Source organism: Ruegeria sp. F11 (genome assembly GCF_056533855.1).
The window spans coordinates 32,443-49,127 of the sequence record NZ_JBQFOW010000010.1; the positions used below are offsets into that span (position 1 = coordinate 32,443).

General features: G+C 61.0%; 20 protein-coding genes. 6 read left to right on the plus strand and 14 right to left on the minus strand.

Annotated features, from left to right (window positions below; genetic code table 11):
• Window positions 1-69 precede the first annotated feature (69 nt).
• From ACR0NJ_RS14340 to secG, 10 genes are all read right to left on the minus strand, one after another.
• Entirely contained in the window at window positions 70-957 is an 888-nt protein-coding gene (locus tag ACR0NJ_RS14340) for an ABC transporter permease (RefSeq protein ID WP_480817816.1), read from the minus strand.
• Between the two features lie 81 nt (window positions 958-1,038).
• Window positions 1,039-1,788, minus strand: a complete 750-nt coding sequence (locus tag ACR0NJ_RS14345; protein ID WP_480817817.1) for a transporter substrate-binding domain-containing protein — start codon at window positions 1,786-1,788, stop codon at window positions 1,039-1,041.
• A gap of 32 nt (window positions 1,789-1,820) precedes the next feature.
• On the minus strand, window positions 1,821-2,597 hold the full coding sequence (locus tag ACR0NJ_RS14350) for an ABC transporter ATP-binding protein (RefSeq protein ID WP_480817818.1): 777 nt from the start codon (window positions 2,595-2,597) through the stop codon (window positions 1,821-1,823).
• Between the two features lie 125 nt (window positions 2,598-2,722).
• A complete protein-coding gene (locus tag ACR0NJ_RS14355; RefSeq protein ID WP_480817819.1) occupies window positions 2,723-3,475 on the minus strand; it encodes a phosphate/phosphite/phosphonate ABC transporter substrate-binding protein in 753 nt (250 codons plus the stop codon).
• On the minus strand, window positions 3,472-3,909 hold the full coding sequence (locus tag ACR0NJ_RS14360) for a tellurite resistance TerB family protein (protein WP_480817820.1): 438 nt from the start codon (window positions 3,907-3,909) through the stop codon (window positions 3,472-3,474). Before ACR0NJ_RS14360 ends, ACR0NJ_RS14355 begins: the two co-directional genes overlap by 4 nt.
• Before the next feature lie 20 nt (window positions 3,910-3,929).
• A complete protein-coding gene (locus ACR0NJ_RS14365; RefSeq protein ID WP_480817821.1) occupies window positions 3,930-4,379 on the minus strand; it encodes a tellurite resistance TerB family protein in 450 nt (149 codons plus the stop codon).
• A 41-nt stretch (window positions 4,380-4,420) separates the two neighbouring features.
• A complete protein-coding gene (locus ACR0NJ_RS14370; protein ID WP_480817822.1) occupies window positions 4,421-4,714 on the minus strand; it encodes a DUF1330 domain-containing protein in 294 nt (97 codons plus the stop codon).
• A 66-nt stretch (window positions 4,715-4,780) separates the two neighbouring features.
• Window positions 4,781-5,557: an isocitrate lyase/PEP mutase family protein gene (locus tag ACR0NJ_RS14375; RefSeq protein ID WP_480817823.1), complete on the minus strand. Its 777-nt coding sequence runs from the start codon at window positions 5,555-5,557 to the stop codon at window positions 4,781-4,783.
• Window positions 5,558-5,659: 102 nt separating this feature from the next.
• Entirely contained in the window at window positions 5,660-7,303 is a 1,644-nt protein-coding gene (locus ACR0NJ_RS14380) for a CTP synthase (RefSeq protein WP_480817824.1), read from the minus strand.
• 160 nt (window positions 7,304-7,463) lie between these two features.
• On the minus strand, window positions 7,464-7,829 hold the full coding sequence (gene secG, locus ACR0NJ_RS14385; protein ID WP_480817825.1) for a preprotein translocase subunit SecG: 366 nt from the start codon (window positions 7,827-7,829) through the stop codon (window positions 7,464-7,466).
• Between the two features lie 151 nt (window positions 7,830-7,980).
• Between secG and nthA the strand changes: the two genes are divergently transcribed.
• The 5 genes from nthA to ACR0NJ_RS14410 all read left to right on the plus strand — a co-directional run bounded on the left by nthA (window position 7,981) and on the right by ACR0NJ_RS14410 (window position 11,446).
• Entirely contained in the window at window positions 7,981-8,595 is a 615-nt protein-coding gene (gene nthA / locus ACR0NJ_RS14390; protein ID WP_480817826.1) for a nitrile hydratase subunit alpha, read from the plus strand.
• Entirely contained in the window at window positions 8,592-9,269 is a 678-nt protein-coding gene (gene nthB, locus ACR0NJ_RS14395) for a nitrile hydratase subunit beta (RefSeq protein WP_480817827.1), read from the plus strand. Before nthA ends, nthB begins: the two co-directional genes overlap by 4 nt.
• Entirely contained in the window at window positions 9,266-9,601 is a 336-nt protein-coding gene (locus ACR0NJ_RS14400; RefSeq protein ID WP_480817828.1) for a nitrile hydratase accessory protein, read from the plus strand. Before nthB ends, ACR0NJ_RS14400 begins: the two co-directional genes overlap by 4 nt.
• A gap of 313 nt (window positions 9,602-9,914) precedes the next feature.
• Window positions 9,915-11,210, plus strand: coding sequence for an adenylosuccinate synthase (locus tag ACR0NJ_RS14405; protein ID WP_480817829.1), 1,296 nt, complete (start codon window positions 9,915-9,917; stop codon window positions 11,208-11,210).
• Window positions 11,210-11,446 (plus strand): DUF2842 domain-containing protein, encoded by a 237-nt coding sequence (locus ACR0NJ_RS14410; protein WP_480817830.1) that lies wholly within the window; start codon window positions 11,210-11,212, stop codon window positions 11,444-11,446. Before ACR0NJ_RS14405 ends, ACR0NJ_RS14410 begins: the two co-directional genes overlap by 1 nt.
• 79 nt (window positions 11,447-11,525) lie before the next feature.
• Here ACR0NJ_RS14410 and ACR0NJ_RS14415 read toward each other — a convergent pair whose 3' ends face one another.
• Window positions 11,526-13,145: a hypothetical protein gene (locus tag ACR0NJ_RS14415; RefSeq protein ID WP_480817831.1), complete on the minus strand. Its 1,620-nt coding sequence runs from the start codon at window positions 13,143-13,145 to the stop codon at window positions 11,526-11,528.
• Window positions 13,146-13,355: 210 nt separating this feature from the next.
• On the opposite strand from ACR0NJ_RS14415, the gene ACR0NJ_RS14420 reads away from it, so the two are divergent.
• Window positions 13,356-13,976 carry a thiamine diphosphokinase gene (locus tag ACR0NJ_RS14420; protein ID WP_480817832.1) on the plus strand — a complete coding sequence of 207 codons (621 nt, stop codon included), beginning with the start codon at window positions 13,356-13,358 and terminating at the stop codon, window positions 13,974-13,976.
• On the opposite strand, the gene ACR0NJ_RS14425 is transcribed toward ACR0NJ_RS14420, so the two are convergent.
• From ACR0NJ_RS14425 to ACR0NJ_RS14435, 3 genes are read right to left on the minus strand one after another with little or no spacing between them, the layout of a single operon-like run.
• Window positions 13,921-14,835 carry a DMT family transporter gene (locus ACR0NJ_RS14425; RefSeq protein WP_480817833.1) on the minus strand — a complete coding sequence of 305 codons (915 nt, stop codon included), beginning with the start codon at window positions 14,833-14,835 and terminating at the stop codon, window positions 13,921-13,923. The genes ACR0NJ_RS14420 and ACR0NJ_RS14425 overlap by 56 nt on opposite strands.
• Before the next feature lie 38 nt (window positions 14,836-14,873).
• Window positions 14,874-15,290 carry a GFA family protein gene (locus tag ACR0NJ_RS14430; RefSeq protein WP_480817834.1) on the minus strand — a complete coding sequence of 139 codons (417 nt, stop codon included), beginning with the start codon at window positions 15,288-15,290 and terminating at the stop codon, window positions 14,874-14,876.
• Window positions 15,291-15,311: 21 nt separating this feature from the next.
• Entirely contained in the window at window positions 15,312-16,685 is a 1,374-nt protein-coding gene (locus tag ACR0NJ_RS14435) for an L-serine ammonia-lyase (protein WP_480817835.1), read from the minus strand.

Below are 16,685 nucleotides of genomic sequence, written 5' to 3' on the forward strand. Positions count from 1 at the left end.
GTCGCCTGCGCGAAAGGGACTGCGTAACAATCGCCTGCGGCACCCGATTGAGGTCTTGAAGACGGGTCATCATGCCGTGGTCTCCTTGCGCAGAAGCTCTCCGCCGGATGTGGCTTGGCCGTGGGACAGTTTGCGCATCAGGCGTTCAAGACCGATTTCCGAAACACGGGTCATGCCGAGGTAAAAGAGCAGCAAGAACAGGAAGTACCACATGCGCCAGTCGCCATGGGGGTAGTCGGTGAAGCGCGAGGTCTTGGTGCCGCCCAGTTCACGTGCCCAGTACACGATATCCTCGATCCCCAGCAGGAACAGCAGCGGCGTGGCTTTGATCAGCACCATCCACAGGTTTGATAGGCCGGGCAGCGCGTAGACCCACATTTGCGGCACAAGAACGCGCCAGAACGTTTGGCGGCGGGTCATGCCATAGGCCTCGGCCGTTTCTAGCTGCGCGTGCGGAACGGCGCGCATGCCGCCGAATAGAACGTTCGCCGCGAAAGCCCCGAAAACAATAGAGAAAGTGACGATTGCCAGGAAGAACCCATAGGTCTCGTGCACCCATTCCGGTGCGCTGCCCAGCGGCAGTTTGGCGGCCTGGCAGACGATGAAATCGTTCCCCTGACGGACCGGATCGGTCCATTCCGGGCACATGACCTGATGGCGGGTCCATTCAAAGGCCTGATCCAGCGCGATCACGAAGAACAGGAAGAAGGCGATGTCCGGCACGCCGCGCACGATGGCGATGTAACCCTTGCCGAGCCAGCTGAGTGGCGGGAAATGCGACCGGGCGGCCATTGCGCCCGCGAACCCGAAACTCAGCGCGACGGGGGCGGTGATGGCCAGCAGCCCAAGGACTTTGAGAAAGGACAGATAAAACGACCAGTGGACGCCGTTGGTCAGATAGCACGAAAACCATCGGAACGTTCCAAGCGTGTCAGGATCAGCGCAATAGGAAAACATGGGGCGTCTTTCGAACGTCGGTCCCAGCCAAGGGCCAGGAAGGGGACGGCGCGCTTCCGGCGCCGACCCCTTAAGTGCGGATTAGTTGGTAACGACAGTACCGTCGGCTTCGTAGGTGGGAACACCTTCGCCGAACCATTTGACGATCATCTCGTTCAGGGTACCGTCTGCCTTCATCGAGGTGATGGCCTGGTCGAACTTGCCGCGCAGTTCACCATCCGACTCGCGGATGCCAAGACCGATGCCGCCACCCAGCGGGACATCGTCACCAACGAAAACCAGTTCACCGCCCGATTCCTCGACGATCGGGACCAGGAAGTCCTTGTCGGCGAATACGGCGTCTGCCTCACCATTGCGCACGGCGGCGATGGTTTCTTCCGGCGTTGCAAATTCTACCAGAGTTGCGCCGCTTTCAGCGACGTGGCCCGCCTGAATGGTCGCGGTCTGGGCTGCAACGATACCGCTGCTGACATCGACACCATCTGATGCGCCGACATAGGCCGATGCGGCTGGCGGGAAGTAGTTCTGGGTAAAGTCGATGACCTCATCGCGCTCGTCGGTGATCGACATGCCGGCGATGATGGTGTCGTAGTTGCCCGAAACCAAGTTCGGAATGATCGAATCCCAGTCGTTCTTGACCCACTCGCAGTCCAGATTGGCGCGCTTGCACAGCTCATCGCCGACTTCACGCTCGAAACCGTCGATCTCACCGGCATCGTTGATGAAGTTGTACGGAGGGTAGGCGCCCTCGGTGCCCATGCGCACGGTATCGGCCATGGCCATACCGGCGGTCAGTGCCAGCGCTGTTGTGGTCAGAATCAGGTTTTTCATTGGTTACTCCCCTTATTGGTTCTGTCCTGAAGTTATGCCGCCTGTGTGGCGGATAGAAAGCCCCTAAGTCGCTCGGATTCAGGGGATGTGAAGATATCTTCGGGTGTGCCTTCTTCCTCGATCAGGCCCTGATGCAGGAACACGACATGGCTTGAGATATCAGCAGCCATTTTCATGTCGTGGGTCACGATGATCATGGTGCGGCCTTCGGCAGCCAGATCCTTGATCACCTTGATCACTTCCTGTTCCAGTTCCGGATCCAGCGCCGAGGTCGGCTCGTCAAAGAGCAGCGCTTCGGGCTCCATGCACAGGCCGCGGGCAATCGCCGCGCGTTGCTGCTGGCCGCCGGACAATTGCGCCGGATAGACATCGCACTTGTCGCCAATACCTACTTTTTCCAGATACTTACGGGCGCTGTCCTCAACCTCGGCCCTGTCGCGGCCAAGAACGGTGACGGGGGCCTCCATCACGTTTTGCAGGATTGTCATGTGGGCCCACAGATTGAACTGCTGGAACACCATCGACAGGTTTGTGCGGATGCGCAGAACCTGCTTTGCATCGCCAGGTCGGCGGTTGTGACCCGAACCAGCCCAATGCACTGGTTCGCCCTTGAACAGAATTTCGCCCTGCTGACTGTCTTCCAGAAGGTTGCAGCAGCGCAGTAGAGTGGATTTTCCAGACCCGGAGGAACCGATCAGTGACACAACGTCGCCCCGATGGGCAGTGATATCCACCCCTTTCAGCACTTCGAGCCGTCCGAAGCTTTTGTGAAGGTTCTTAATCTCGATAACGGGTGCGTTGTCTGTCACGGGCGGTCCGGTTCTTGGTTCTGTTGATGCGGTACTAGGGCTGAAATTTCAGCGCAATGCAATGCGCAAAAGGCAGAATCGCGTGATGAAAGGCCCAATTTGATCAGAGGCCGTCGTCAAATTGATCAGTGCTGCGCCTCGTGCGCGTGCGGTGGTGGTGGGGTTGGAACGGCCAGATATCGGTCAGTTGGGATGTCGATCAGACCCCGAATATGCAGGGTCGCGCGATCCGCGTCGGACAGGTCCGCAATGGCGGCGCGGACAGCCTCGGCGGTCTGAGCCGCATTCTGACCAAGGGCGGTGATGTAGGGCAAGGTGGGCGTTGGCTCGGTTCTGGCAACCTCGCGCAGCTTGCTTCCCAGATCGGTATGTTCTTTGAGCATCTCCCAGGTCAGCGCGTCCAAGGCAGCAAGATCAGCGCGCGTTTCGGCCACCGCCTGCGCTGACAAGGCGTGTCCACCGGTTTCAATGAGGGTCGCGGGCACCAGCCCGAGCTTCGCCAGATGCGTAACCGGTGCGGCCCACCCGGACTGAGACAGCGCTTCGTTATACGCGAAAACGCCTTTTGCAAGCGCGGGCAGATCCCGTTCGTCCCCGCGTCGCGCCACAAAGACCGAGCAATAGTGTCCCGGCGGGCAACCCTGCAGCCCGTAGTCCGGCGTGCCAACCAGTTGTACCTTGCCGTGCAGGCGGGTTCGGAAGGGCATGCCACAGGTTTGACCTAAGACAAGGTCGGGGCTCTGCCAAATGTCCCAGACGTCCCTACCTCGTGTCAGGTGCGCCGGACCAAAGCCCAGATGCGCGCGAATCGCTGCCCAAAACCGATCATTCGCAAGCTGTATGGCGGGCATGTCATACATGCCCAGCATCGCAATCAAGATTTTGCGGCCTTTTGCCGGGCCATAGCCGAATCTACATCGCTGACACCCAGAAGGCTGACAACTAGCCGCAGCAGCGAATCCTCTTCCCCGGTTCGGTGCCCGTCGGCCAATGCCACCGACCACATCACCTGAACGACGGCCAGCCGGTCGTCATAGGCCACGGCTTCCTTGATGGCGCGGGTGAAGCGGACGGTGTCGGGTGCCTCGGCCTCAAGGTCTTCGGCTTTGGCGCGGAGCGCGGCGGCCTCGAACGGTGACAGGCCATAGCGTTCGGCGGATATCTTGTCGATCCGGGCCATCTCGGTATCGGCATAGTCGTTGTCAGAACGGGCGATGCGCACCAGAAGGGCCGTCAGGGCCAGTCGGGCGTCGTCATCGGCAAGCGGGTCGGGCTGAGGCTGCGTGAGCCGGGACAGGAAATCGCTGAACATGACTGAGATATAGACCCGGCTTAGCTGGCTTCCAAGCGGCTTTGCACCCGTTCGCGTGCGGCCTGACTGTCATTGTAGCTCAGCCCCATCGCGGCGCGGGCTTCTTCGACGATCTTGATCTCGCCCTCGTTCGAATGGCCGTCTGCCAGCACGACCTCCCACAGCGCATCCAGCGCGGCCAGACGTTCTTTCAGGTCGGTGGTCTCGCGGATCAGTTTGCCGAACGTATCGGTCTCGGGCGCGGCCGCGTGCAGCTTTTCGCAGGTGGCGCGGACCTTGGCGGCCTCGATCGCGTTGTGCTGATAGAGGCGGGCGAGGATTCGGTCGATCAGGCTGATCTCTTCCAACTGGTAGTCCCGATCCGCCTGCGCCACGCGCACCATCAAAGCCCCCAACGCCAGTTCGGCATCCGGGTCGGGCAGGTGATCATGTTGCGGCGGGCGAAACGCCTGAAGGAATTTTTTCAGCATGAGCCTAGGTTAGTCCTTATTTTCCAGAGCGCCAAGCAAGGCTACCCGTCATAGCCCTTTATGATCACAAGATCGCCCATCGAGACAGGCGTGCGAATATCCTTGGCCCTTTGATAGCCGTCGCTTTCGTAACAGGCGAGAGCGTCTTCGTAGCTAGGAAACTCGATCACCACCGTGCGCGATCTGGATGTGCCTTCCTTGATCTGGTGCTCTCCGCCGCGCACCAGGAACTTTGCACCGTAGGCGGCAAAGGGTTCGGCGTTGGCGGCGATGTAGTTCTTATACGCGTCCATATCGTCGACATCGACATGGGCGACCCAGTATCCTTTGGTCACGGGGTATTCTCCTGCTCGGTCACACGGGCAGGTTGATCAGATTTTCGTTGAATTGCAATCCCGTGTTCAGCCGGTCGGATTGATTGCCGCGCGGGCTTGTTCAGTCAACCAATTAATCATTTGTTTGTAGGGAACCGGGCCATAGCTGACGCGGGCGACCCCAAGTTCGGCCAGACGCTGGGTGCTCGGGGTGCCGGGTAGGGCGATGATGTTCACGGGCAGGTCGGATTCGGCGCAAAGGCTTTCGATCATCGTCTCGTCCTTCAGGCCCGGCGCAAAGAATCCGCTGGCCCCGGCATCCGCATAGGCTTTGGCGCGGGCGATTGCGTCATCCAGCATGGCGGAGTCATGGGTATCGGGTGCGGCCTTCAGGAAGATGTCGGTGCGGGCGTTGATGAAGGCTGGAATGCCCGCCGCATCGCATCCTTCGCGCATGGCGGCGATTCGGGCGGCTTGCGTTTCGATGTCGTAGAGGTCCTTGGTGCCGACAATCTGGTCCTCGAAATTGAACCCGACGACTCCGGTTTGCAGCGCCTGTTGGACATTGCTGGCGATGCCCAGCACGTCTGCGGCGTAGCCGCCTTCGAAATCCAGCGTGACGGGCAAATCAACTGCATCCACGATCCGTTTCGCGTTGGCCAGCACAAAGTCCATCGGGATATTCTGACCGTCGGTGAAGCCCTGCGCCATCGCAACGGGCGCGCTGCCGGTCGCAATCGCCTGCGCCCCGCCCTCGGTCACCGCCCCGGCGCTGCCTGCGTCCCAGATATTGAACAGGACAACCGGATCGCCCTTTTTGTGCAGGGCTGCAAACTGTTCCGCCTGGGTTGCTTGATTGGTCATGGCCGGTCTCCTGTCGCTGCTATGGCGGCAGTTATCCGTGCAAACCCCCGATGCGTAAAGATGTTTCGCGCCGAGGGGTACAATACTGTGATAGGCCCGTGATCAGACCAGCCGCGAGGTGTCTTTCGCAGCGCGCACGAAATCGCGGAACAGGGGGTGCGGGTCGAAGGGTTTGGATTTCAGCTCCGGGTGGTACTGAACGCCGATAAACCACGGGTGATCCGACCATTCGACGATCTCGGGCAGGCGGCCATCGGGGGACATGCCCGAAAAGTTCAGGCCCGCCTTTTCCAGCTTGTCGCGGTATTTGATATCAACCTCATACCGGTGACGGTGGCGTTCCTCGATCGCGGTGCCGCCATAGACCTCGGCCACTTTCGAGCCATCGGCCAGAACCGCGTCGTACGCGCCCAGACGCATGGTGCCGCCCTTGTCGTCGCCGACCTTGCGTTCCACCTTGTGGTTGCCCTGCACCCACTCCTTGAGGTGGTAAACCACCGGTTCAAAACGTTTTTTCCCGGCTTCGTGGTCGAATTCCTCGGAGCCCGCCTCGGTGATGCCAGCCGCATTCCGCGCAGCTTCGATCACGGCCATCTGCATTCCAAGGCAAATGCCCAGATAGGGCACCTTATGCTCACGCGCATATTGGGCGGCCTTGATCTTGCCCTCGGTGCCGCGTTCGCCGAACCCGCCGGGGACGAGGATCGCGTGGAAGCCTTCCAGATAGGGGGCCACGTCCTCATTGTCGAAGACCTCGGCATCGACCCATTCGACCTTGACCTGGACCCGGTTGGCCATGCCGCCATGGGTCAGCGCCTCGGCAATCGACTTATAGGCGTCTTCCAGCTGAGTGTATTTGCCGACGATGGCGACCTTCACTTCGCCCTCGGCGTTGTGGATGCGGTCGCTGACGTCTTCCCACTTGGCCAGATCGGGCTTGGGGGCCGGGCTGATCTGGAACGCGTCCAGAACCGCCTGATCCAGACCTTCCTTGTGATAGGCCAGCGGGGCGTCGTAAATGGTGGAAAGATCCTGCGCCGCGATCACGCTGTCGGGGCGCACGTTGCAGAACAGGGCCAGCTTTTCACGTTCTTTGACCGGAATCGGGCCTTCCGAGCGGCAAACCAGAATGTCGGGGGCCAGGCCGATGGAACGCAACTCCTTGACCGAGTGCTGGGTCGGCTTGGTTTTCAACTCGCCGGATGCCTTGATGTAAGGCAACAGGGTCAGGTGCATGAACAGGCACTGGCCGCGCGGCTTGTCCTGACTGAACTGACGGATGGCTTCGAAAAAGGGCAGGCCCTCGATATCGCCGACGGTGCCGCCGATTTCGCAGAGCATGAAATCAACCTCATCCTCGCCGATGGCGATAAAATCCTTGATCTCGTTGGTGACGTGGGGAATGACCTGAATGGTCTTGCCGAGGTAATCGCCGCGGCGTTCCTTCTCCAGCACATTCGAATAAATCCGCCCGGAACTGACCGAGTCGGTCTTGCGCGCCGCCACACCGGTGAACCGTTCGTAATGGCCAAGGTCCAGATCAGTCTCGGCCCCGTCATCGGTCACGAACACTTCGCCATGTTCAAAGGGCGACATGGTGCCGGGATCGACGTTCAGATAGGGGTCCAGCTTGCGCAGCCGGACCGAGTATCCGCGGGCCTGCAACAGCGCGCCCAAGGCCGCCGAGGCCAGCCCTTTGCCCAAGGACGAAACCACACCACCAGTGATGAATATAAAACGCGCCATGATTTTTCGGCTGCTCCCGTGAGAGGTCATTATCTGCTGCCCGACGGCTTGAAAAAACCGCAGCATCACGGGACTTCACGTATAAAGGATTCGCGCCCAAAGCGCAAGAGAACCGCAAGATGCTGTTGCAGTTCTCTTTTAGGTTTCTAAGTGTAGTGGCTTAGTCGGCCTGAGGGATCAGCGGTGCGTTGTCGCCCTGCGTCGGAGGCAGCAGGTCATCTGCGGACGGAACCGCAGGCGTGCTTTCCTCGGTTGATGCCGGTGCCGGAACGCCCAGACGATCGATGACCGAGCTGCCCGAGGATTTCTGCGCCGCAAGAATGGTCAGCGTGATCGAGGTGACGATAAAGCACCCGGCCAGAATCCATGTGACCTTGCCCAAAGCCGTCGCTGCGGCACGGCCCGTCATGGCACCACCACCACCGCCACCCATGCCAAGGCCCCCACCTTCGGACCGCTGCATCAGAACGACGGCGATCAGGCCGAGGGCCAGAAGAAGATGGATGATGAGAACGACGTTTTCCATGGGTGTCCCGTACAGCGTGGCGTGTATCGCGTGGTACTTATGCAAGTTTGGTTCCGGGGGCAAGGGACGAGTTGGCATCACGAATGCTGATGTTGCACATCACGGCAAAGGGACTGGACAGGGCGTTGATCTGTAACGCAGGCTGCGTGTCATGCCTCATGACGATCACGACCACCCGCACGCCCTTTTGCCACCCGAACCCGCGCTGCGCGTCAAGGCGCTGGAAACGATTCTGACCCGCAAGGGGCTGATCGATCCGGCGGCGCTGGATGAGATTATCGACACCTATCAAAACAAGATCGGCCCGCAGAACGGCGCGCGCGTCGTTGCCAAGGCGTGGAGCGATCCCGCATTCAAGGCGGCCTTGCTAGAGGACGCGACCCCCGTGGTGGCCGATCTGGGCTATTTTGGCCGTCAGGGCGAACATATGGTGGTGGTCGAGAACACGCCCGAGCAGCACAACATGGTCGTGTGTACCTTGTGCAGTTGCTACCCGTGGCCGCTGCTGGGTATTCCTCCGGGTTGGTACAAATCCGATGCCTACCGCGCCCGTGCGGTGCGCGAGCCGCGAAAGGTGCTGGCTGAATTCGGCGTGACGCTGCCTGACGAGACCTCGGTTCGTGTTTGGGATTCGACCGCCGAGATGCGCTATCTCGTGCTGCCGATGCGCCCGGAAGGCACCGACGGTCTGGGCGAGGACGAACTGGCAGCCCTCGTCAGCCGCGACAGCATGATCGGCACCGGTCTGGCGCGGGTGCCCTCATGACCCGGGTTCACGATATGGGCGGACGGTTTGGCGATGGTCCGATCAACCCCGAAGCCGAGGACGCCCCGATCTTTGCCGAAGACTGGCATGCGCGGGCGCTGGCGGTGACGCTGGCCTCGGGCTTTCTGGGGCAATGGAATATCGACGTGTCGCGCCACGCGCGCGAATGCCTGTCGCCGAAGGATTACGCCCGGTTTTCCTATTACGAGAAGTGGATGGCCGGACTAGCCGACCTGCTGGTGCAGCAGGGCGTGCTGACGCCGGATGACCTGCGCGGAGAAACCGCAGACGCCGATCACCCTCTGGCCTCGCGCAAGCTTAAGGCCGAGAACGTGACGACCGCGCTGGCCAGAGGCGGCCCGGCCGATCGCCCGTCAAATGTCGCGGTGCAGTTCGAGACCGGACAAACCGTCCGTACTGTGCGCCCTACCTCGAACCGGCTGGTCGAGGGCGGCCATACGCGCCTGCCGATCTATGCCGCAGGCGCAACGGGCCGCATCCTGCGCCTGCACGGCACCCACGTTCTGCCCGATTCCAACGCGCACGGGCTGGGCGAAGCGCCCGAGCCGCTTTACGCGGTGGTCTTCCCCGCGTCCGAGCTTTGGGTCGATCCGGAACACCCCCGCGATGAGGTCGTGCTGGACCTGTGGCAATCCTATCTGGAACCAGCATGAACGACTGTATCACCCATACCGCGCCCGAGCCGGTCTTCGCCGAACCCTGGCACGCGCAGGTCTTTGCCGTAACCGTGGCGTTGAACGAAGCGGGCCGCTTTGACTGGACCGATTGGACCGCGCGCTTTTCGCAGACGCTGAAACGCAATGGGTTGAACAAAGAGCTGGATGGCGGGGACGACTACTTTCACGCCTGGCTTGAAACCCTCGAGTCGCTTCTGACCGAGCAGGGCGACGCAGCCCCCGACGACATCGCTGCCCTGCGCAATGCTTGGGAAGAGGCATATCTGACCACGCCCCACGGCAAACCTGTGCGCTTGTCGCAAGGTTAGAGGGGGCTCTGCCCCCGCCGCCCGTTGGGCGACTCCCCCGGGATATTTTTAGCCAGATGAAGAAACGGATCCTTAACCATTTTGGGTGAGGAAGAACGGGCGGTACAGGCGGGGACGCCGATGACCGCGCCAGGTGAAGCTCTCCGGCGGATTGGTCGGGGAGCGGATCCCTGCTTCATCTGGCTAAAAATATCCCCGCCGGAGGCATCGCGCGGTACGCGCGATTTTCCACTGCGGCGAAATATCGGTTTCCCTGCCGTCTGAGCCTCGCTATACGAGCCGGGTTTGAATACTCAGCGCAAAAGGACCGGATATGGCCAACGTGGTTGTTGTCGGCGCCCAGTGGGGTGACGAGGGGAAAGGCAAGATCGTCGACTGGCTCAGCGAGCGGGCGGATGTGATCGCGCGTTTTCAAGGCGGGCACAATGCCGGGCATACGCTGGTCATTGATGGCGAGGTTTACAAGCTGCACGCGCTGCCTTCGGGCGTTGTGCGCGGCGGCAAGTTGAGCGTGATTGGCAACGGCGTTGTTCTGGATCCGTGGCATCTGATCAAAGAGATCGGCACGATCCGCGCTCAAGGCGTTGATATCTCGCCCGAGACGCTGATGATCGCAGAAAACACGCCCTTGATTTTGCCGATCCACGGAGAGTTGGACCGTGCGCGGGAAGAAGCCGCCAGCAAGGGTACTAAGATAGGCACCACCGGGCGTGGTATCGGTCCGGCCTACGAGGATAAAGTAGGCCGCCGCTCGGTTCGCGTGGCGGACCTGGCGGATGAGGCGACGCTTGAGGCGCGCGTGGACCGTGCGTTGCAGCATCACGACCCCCTGCGCAAAGGGCTGGGGATCGCTCCGGTCGACCGGGACGCTTTGGTCGCGCAGCTAAAGGATATCGCGGCGGAAATTCTGCCGTTTGCCGCGCCAGTCTGGAAAGTGCTGAACGAAAAGCGCAAGGCGGGTAAGCGCATCCTGTTCGAAGGCGCGCAGGGCGCGTTGCTGGATATTGATTTCGGAACCTATCCGTTTGTGACCTCGTCCAATGTCATCGCGGGGCAGGCCTCGACTGGGGTTGGGATCGGGCCGGGGTCGATCGATTTCGTGCTGGGGATCGTCAAGGCCTATACCACCCGTGTGGGCGAGGGACCATTCCCGACCGAGCTGGACGACGCCGATGGGCAGCGTCTGGGTGAGCGTGGGCACGAGTTCGGCACCACCACTGGGCGCAAGCGCCGCTGTGGTTGGTTCGATGCCTGTCTGGTGCGTCAGACCTGTGCGACCAGTGGTGTGAATGGCATTTCGCTGACCAAGCTGGATGTCCTGGACGGGTTTGAGACGTTGAAAATCTGCACCGGCTATGAGTTGGACGGGGAACGCCTGGACTATCTGCCCACGGCTGCCGACCAACAGGCGCGTTGCACGCCGGTCTATGAAGAGATGCCGGGCTGGAGCGAATCTACCGAAGGCGCGCGCAGTTGGGCGGACCTCCCTGCAAACGCCATCAAATACGTGCGACGCGTGGAAGAATTGATTGAGTGTCCGGTTGCTCTTTTATCCACCAGCCCGGAGCGGGATGACACCATTCTGGTGACTGACCCGTTTGCCGACTAATGGACGGCGATCAGAAACCGGGCCTCAGCTACAAGGCCCGCCGCCGCTGGTCGTTGGTGATCCTGCTGGTCGGGCTGCCGGTTTATATCGTGGCGGTCGTGACGGTCGTCAATTGGCTGGACCGCCCTCCGATTTGGCTGGAACTGCTGGTCTACATCGGCCTTGGTATTTTGTGGGCGCTTCCGTTCAAGTTCGTGTTCCGGGGCGTCGGCAAGGAAGATCCGGATCAGTCCTGAGACTCGGGTAGGGGCGCCAGAGAACGAAAACAAAAAAGGCCGGGGATGACCCCGGCCCTTAATTTTGATCTCTCGGTTCTTATCCGACGGCGCGTTCGTCATCGGGGCGGAACCCGATCAGGCTTGAGGCGGCAAAACGCCCTCCGCCCGCTTTTTCGATTTTCCCGTCGCGCAGCAGTTGCCCAAACGTACGAAGGCTTTCTTCGCGATTGAACTCGTCCTGCTTGAGCGAGCGAACCTTGTTCATCAATTGCGGGCGCGAGAACTTCTCCTGGCCCTCGATGAACGACAAGTAAGCTGCGGCGGCCTCAAGCAGATCAGGCAGCGATTGCGCGCCCTGATCCTGCGCGAACTGTGCAAAGCCGCTTTCTTCCGAGGCGGCCTCATCATGTTCGGCAGTCACGCGGCGCGGGGTTACCGGGCCGGTCTGGGCGTTCTGATCGTCAATGCGCTGTTCCGCGACCAATTTCAGCGGGGCTGCATTGTCGGATTCGGGGCGCATGCTAGTCACCTGAATTTCCGGACGGCGGGGGCTTACCACCGACGCCAGGTCGCCGCGATAATCCTGATCTGCAGACTTCGCATTCGCCTCGGCATTGCCTTCGGCTTCGGTTGCGGCAACTGCGGTACGCAGGTGCGAATAGGTGTCGCGCGTGCCGCTGGTCGACGGATCATCCATCTGTGCGTCGGCCTCATCCATCAGGCGGGACACATCCAGATCAGAAGCGACTTCATCGGTCTTTGTGTCCGCAAGTTGACCGGCCAACTCGGTTTCGATGTCATCGATCTCGCTCAGAAGGCTGCTTTCGTCTTCCGCAGTCAGCACGGTTGCGGTGACTTCCTCGGTGAAGTCATCCGATGCGATCTCGATGGGTTGGTCGGTGACTTCTTCAGCTTCATCCTCGGTCAGGATGTTGGTGATTTCATCTTCTTCCTCCACCTGCTCGGCGGTATCGTCCAGGTCCGAGAACAGCGCGTCGTCCGAGGTTGCCTCTTCCGGCGCGTCTTCCTGCATCTCGGGGGCGAAAACAGGGGCCGGATCTTCTGTAGGCTCGGTGACGGGCGCGATATCTTGCTCGGGTGCGGCTTCTTCAGGCGCTGCAGCTTCGACCTGCGGTGCGGGCTCTTCCTGCGGCGCTGGTTCAAAATCCTGAGCGGTAAGAGCTCCGGCCTCGAAGGCCAAAGCAACGGCGTCGACCGGTTCGGGCGCGTCGCCCAGAAGGCCGGTCTCTTCTTCTTCGGAATAGCCGCTCGCGCTGTCTGTCGAATGGGACACGACGGCCCGGATGCGCTGCAGCTTGGCGGCGATGCTGTCGGCTGCCGGAGGGGGGGTATCTTCGACAGGTTCAGCGTCTACGTACAGAGGGGCGGACATATCCGCCTGCGGCTCGGGGGTCGGGGCCGCAGGTTGTGCCGCATTTTCGGTTGCAGGGGTCTGAGGGGCTTCGGTTGCGCGCAGCAACAGGCCGGATTCGCTCTGGCGTGCTACCACCTGTTGGTTCTGGTCGCGTCGGGCGATACGGGTCAGCATTTCGGCATCTGGTTGAGGCGGCTCGGAGCCGAAGTAACGATCTTCGGCAGCGAGATCGCGGAAGTATTCGGCAATGGCTTTCATCGTCTCAAAGGAATCGTCGAATCCTTCCAAAGTGCAGGAGAAGGTTCCATAGGAAACGGTCAATACCTTGTTATTCTGTACCATCAGACGCACGTCCTCTACAAACTACGAGAGCCAACTTGCCCGGGACAGGGCGCACGCATCGGCTCAGAACTTTCTGCATGAACCTATCATTTTGTGGTCTGAATGTGTCCAAATCCGGGAAAAATGATCAATCTTAGAAAAAATAAGCCAATTGTGCGGTCATCTGGCCCAATTGGGCTGTTTGGAGGGGGGCAAATCGGGTCTGGCGACGTGAATCTGGTGCTGAATCGCGTCAGTTCGGTGGTTGCCGCCGACGGTGGCGCGGCTGTTTTGGTCGATTCGGGGCGGATTCCGGACGCGGTGGTCGGCGATTTCGATTCGCTGGACCGGGATGTGCGCGACAAGATCCCTGCCGACAAGCTTTTCCCGATCCATGAGCAGGACAGTACGGACTTTGACAAGGCGCTGCGCAGTGTTCAGGCCCCTTTGGTGTTGGGTGCCGGATTTCTGGGGCAGCGGCTGGATCACCAACTGGCGGTTCTGAACACGTTGGTCACGCGGTGCGAGCGTCCCTGCGTTCTGCTGGGCGCGCACGAAGTTGTCTTTCACGCGCCGCCATCGGTTGCGATTGATCTTTCAGCCGGTGACGTGGTTTCGCTGTTCCCGCTCGCAAAGGTGACCGGAGGCAGCCGGGGGCTGGAATGGCCGATCAATGATCTGGTTCTGGAACCTGACGGGCGAGTGGGCACCTCGAACCGGGCATTGGGCGCGGTTGAGCTGCAGGTGGATGGGCCGGGGCTGCTGGTGATGGTACCTCGGGATGCGTTGGACGCGGTTATGCGCGCTTTTCTGTCGGGGCAGACCGGGCAATGGCCCGCTCACGCAGAATGACGTAAAGCCCGGCGGCGACAGTGATCAGGATACCCAGCGCCGCCAGCCCATCGGGCAGGTCGTGGAAGATCAGCCATCCAAACACGGTGGCAACAGGGATTTCCAGATATTGCATCGGAGCCAGAGTGGCCGACGGCGCATATCGCAGCGACCACGTCATCAGCAAATGCGCGACGGTGCCCAGAATGCCGATCGTCAACATCAGCCAGTGCGCGTTGCCCTGCGGTACGATCAACGACAACTCCCAGACGTCGGCTTGCGTACCGAACAGGATCACGGGCAGCAGCAGAACCGTTGCGAAGACGCCAGAGACGGCCTGTAGCGAGACGGGATCAGTCTCTTTCGCGATCTGGCGCGTGACCAGCATGAACAGGGCAAAGTCCACCGCGACGATCAAAGGAAGCAGAGCGGGCCAGCCAACCTCGGCAAAGCTGGGCTGGATCACCAGAAGCGTGCCGATGAACCCTACGATACAGGCCAGCAACCGGCGGGTGCCGACCTCTTCACCCAGCACATAGCGGCCCAGCAGCAGCATGATGAAAGGCATTACAAAGGCGATGGCAATCGCGTCGGCCAGCGGTAGGAACTGCAGCGCGCTGAACATCGCCGTGATGCCGATGATGTGCAGAAGGGTGCGGATCACCGCCAACCGCAGGATACGCCCGCGCATGCGCCACGGGCGGCGGGTCAGCGCGACCAGCGGGATCAGGATCAGCGCCTGAACCGCAAAGCGCACCAGAACCAGTAGACCCAGCGGCGTGGTCTCGCCCAGGAGTTTGGCCATAGCATCGCCCAGCGGTGCAAGCAGGCAAAAGCCGAGCATCAGAACGATGCCAAAAACCGGGCGATCATGGGTCATGAGCGCGACGCTAACGACTTGGCGTCGCGCTGAAAAGGTCAGGTTTCGGGAAGCGGCTGAACCTTGGTGTAGTCCGGGCCGATACAGGTGGGCAGATCGTCATTAAGATGCAGCCAGTTCAGCTTTTCCTCATGGGCCACGTGCAGAGTCGGCTGCAGCGTTTCAGGGTTCTCCAGCACCGCCACATACAAATGCAAAACATCCGACATCTTGGTCGAGCGGAAGGACATCGGCGTACCGCAATGAGGGCAGAAGCTGCGCTCGACACCGGGGGAGGAGTTGAAACGTTTCGGTTCCTCGCCGGTCCAGCGCCACTGGCCATCGCGCACGCCGAAATAGGTGGTCATCGGCGCGGCGCATTGGCGGCGACAACTGTCGCAATGGCAGGTGACGCAGGACAGGACCGGAGGGTTTATTTCGAACCGGACTTTCCCGCATAAACAATGTCCGCGCATATCGCCGTCTCCTTCGCCGCATCAGCAGTTCGGTATGTTCACCGCCAAACCGCCCAGCGAGGTTTCCTTATACTTCTCGTGCATGTCGTGACCGGTCTGGCGCATGGTTTCGATCACCGCGTCCAAAGGGACAAAGTGCTGTCCATCGCCGCGCAAAGCCAATGACGCTGCAGAAACCGCCTTGATCGCGCCCAGCCCGTTGCGTTCGATACAGGGCACCTGCACAAGACCCGCAACCGGATCGCAGGTCATTCCCAGGTGATGCTCCAACGCGATTTCGGCTGCGTTCTCGACCTGCTCGGGGGTGCCGCCCATCACCGCGCAGAGCCCGGCGGCGGCCATGGCCGAGGCGCTGCCGACCTCGGCCTGACAACCCGCTTCAGCCCCTGAGATTGAGGCGTTGTACTTCACCAACCCGCCGATGGCGGCGGCGGTTAGCAGGAAATCCTCGATATGGCTTTCGGATGCGCCGGGGACATGGTCGAGGTAATATCGCAGCACCGCAGGCAGCACCCCCGCCGCGCCGTTGGTGGGCGCGGTCACAACCTGTCCGCCAGCGGCGTTTTCCTCGTTCACCGCCATGGCGTAAACGCTCATCCAGTCGTTGATGGTGTGCGGAGCGGTCAGGTTCATGCCGCGTTCGGCGATCAACGCATCGTGGATACTTTTGGCACGACGGCGCACTTTCAGGCCGCCGGGCAGGATGCCGTCGGTGGTCAATCCCCGCTCGATACAGTCGTTCATCACCTGCCACAGCCGGGCCGAGCCCTTGGCAAAGCTCACCGGGCAGCCGCGCGCAATCTCATTTTCGCGCTTCATCGCCGCGATGCTTTTGCCGCTGGCTTGGGCCATCTCCAACATTTCGACGGCGGATTTGAAGGGGAAAGGAACGGGGTCGCCTTCTTCGGTCGCTTTGCCTTCGGCCAGTTCTTCTTCGGTCAGAACAAAGCCGCCCCCGATGGAATAAAAGACCTGCCGCAGGATGACATCGCCCTGCGCATCGGTGGCCATCAGGATCATCCCGTTGGCATGGCCGGACAGGTTGTGGTCGTAGTCGAAGACCAGATCAGTCTTGGGGTCGAATTTCAGGGTCGGCAGACCTTCGGGCGTTACCGTATGCGTTTGAGCGATTGCGGCCAGCGCAGCCTCGGCCTTGTCGTTGTCGTAGGTGTCCGGCACGAAGCCCGCGAGCCCCAGAATGGTCGCTCGGTCGGTTGCGTGACCAACGCCGGTAAAGGCCAGTGACCCGTGCAGCGATCCGCGCAGACCGGCGAATTCGAAGGGCGAGGCGCGCATCATGTCCAGAAACCGCGCGGCGGCGACCATGGGGCCCATGGTGTGCGACGAAGACGGGCCGATGCCCACTTTGAACATATCGAAGACAGAGAGGAACAT

Bases quoted from the DNA above. Each gene is read 5' to 3' on its own strand.
- secG (WP_480817825.1), bottom strand. From the start codon at position 7,829: ATGGAAAACGTCGTTCTCATCATCCATCTTCTTCTGGCCCTCGGCCTG.
- ACR0NJ_RS14365 (WP_480817821.1), bottom strand. From the start codon at position 4,379: ATGCTGAAAAAATTCCTTCAGGCGTTTCGCCCGCCGCAACATGATCAC.
- ACR0NJ_RS14415 (WP_480817831.1), bottom strand. From the start codon at position 13,145: ATGGTACAGAATAACAAGGTATTGACCGTTTCCTATGGAACCTTCTCC.
- nthB (WP_480817827.1), top strand. From the start codon at position 8,592: ATGACCCGGGTTCACGATATGGGCGGACGGTTTGGCGATGGTCCGATC.
- ACR0NJ_RS14425 (WP_480817833.1), bottom strand. From the start codon at position 14,835: ATGACCCATGATCGCCCGGTTTTTGGCATCGTTCTGATGCTCGGCTTT.
- ACR0NJ_RS14375 (WP_480817823.1), bottom strand. From the start codon at position 5,557: ATGACCAATCAAGCAACCCAGGCGGAACAGTTTGCAGCCCTGCACAAA.
- nthA (WP_480817826.1), top strand. From the start codon at position 7,981: ATGCCTCATGACGATCACGACCACCCGCACGCCCTTTTGCCACCCGAA.
- ACR0NJ_RS14435 (WP_480817835.1), bottom strand. From the start codon at position 16,685: ATGTTCCTCTCTGTCTTCGATATGTTCAAAGTGGGCATCGGCCCGTCT.
- ACR0NJ_RS14340 (WP_480817816.1), bottom strand. From the start codon at position 957: ATGTTTTCCTATTGCGCTGATCCTGACACGCTTGGAACGTTCCGATGG.
- ACR0NJ_RS14400 (WP_480817828.1), top strand. From the start codon at position 9,266: ATGAACGACTGTATCACCCATACCGCGCCCGAGCCGGTCTTCGCCGAA.
- ACR0NJ_RS14345 (WP_480817817.1), bottom strand. From the start codon at position 1,788: ATGAAAAACCTGATTCTGACCACAACAGCGCTGGCACTGACCGCCGGT.
- ACR0NJ_RS14410 (WP_480817830.1), top strand. From the start codon at position 11,210: ATGGACGGCGATCAGAAACCGGGCCTCAGCTACAAGGCCCGCCGCCGC.
- ACR0NJ_RS14380 (WP_480817824.1), bottom strand. From the start codon at position 7,303: ATGGCGCGTTTTATATTCATCACTGGTGGTGTGGTTTCGTCCTTGGGC.
- ACR0NJ_RS14430 (WP_480817834.1), bottom strand. From the start codon at position 15,290: ATGCGCGGACATTGTTTATGCGGGAAAGTCCGGTTCGAAATAAACCCT.
- ACR0NJ_RS14360 (WP_480817820.1), bottom strand. From the start codon at position 3,909: ATGTTCAGCGATTTCCTGTCCCGGCTCACGCAGCCTCAGCCCGACCCG.
- ACR0NJ_RS14405 (WP_480817829.1), top strand. From the start codon at position 9,915: ATGGCCAACGTGGTTGTTGTCGGCGCCCAGTGGGGTGACGAGGGGAAA.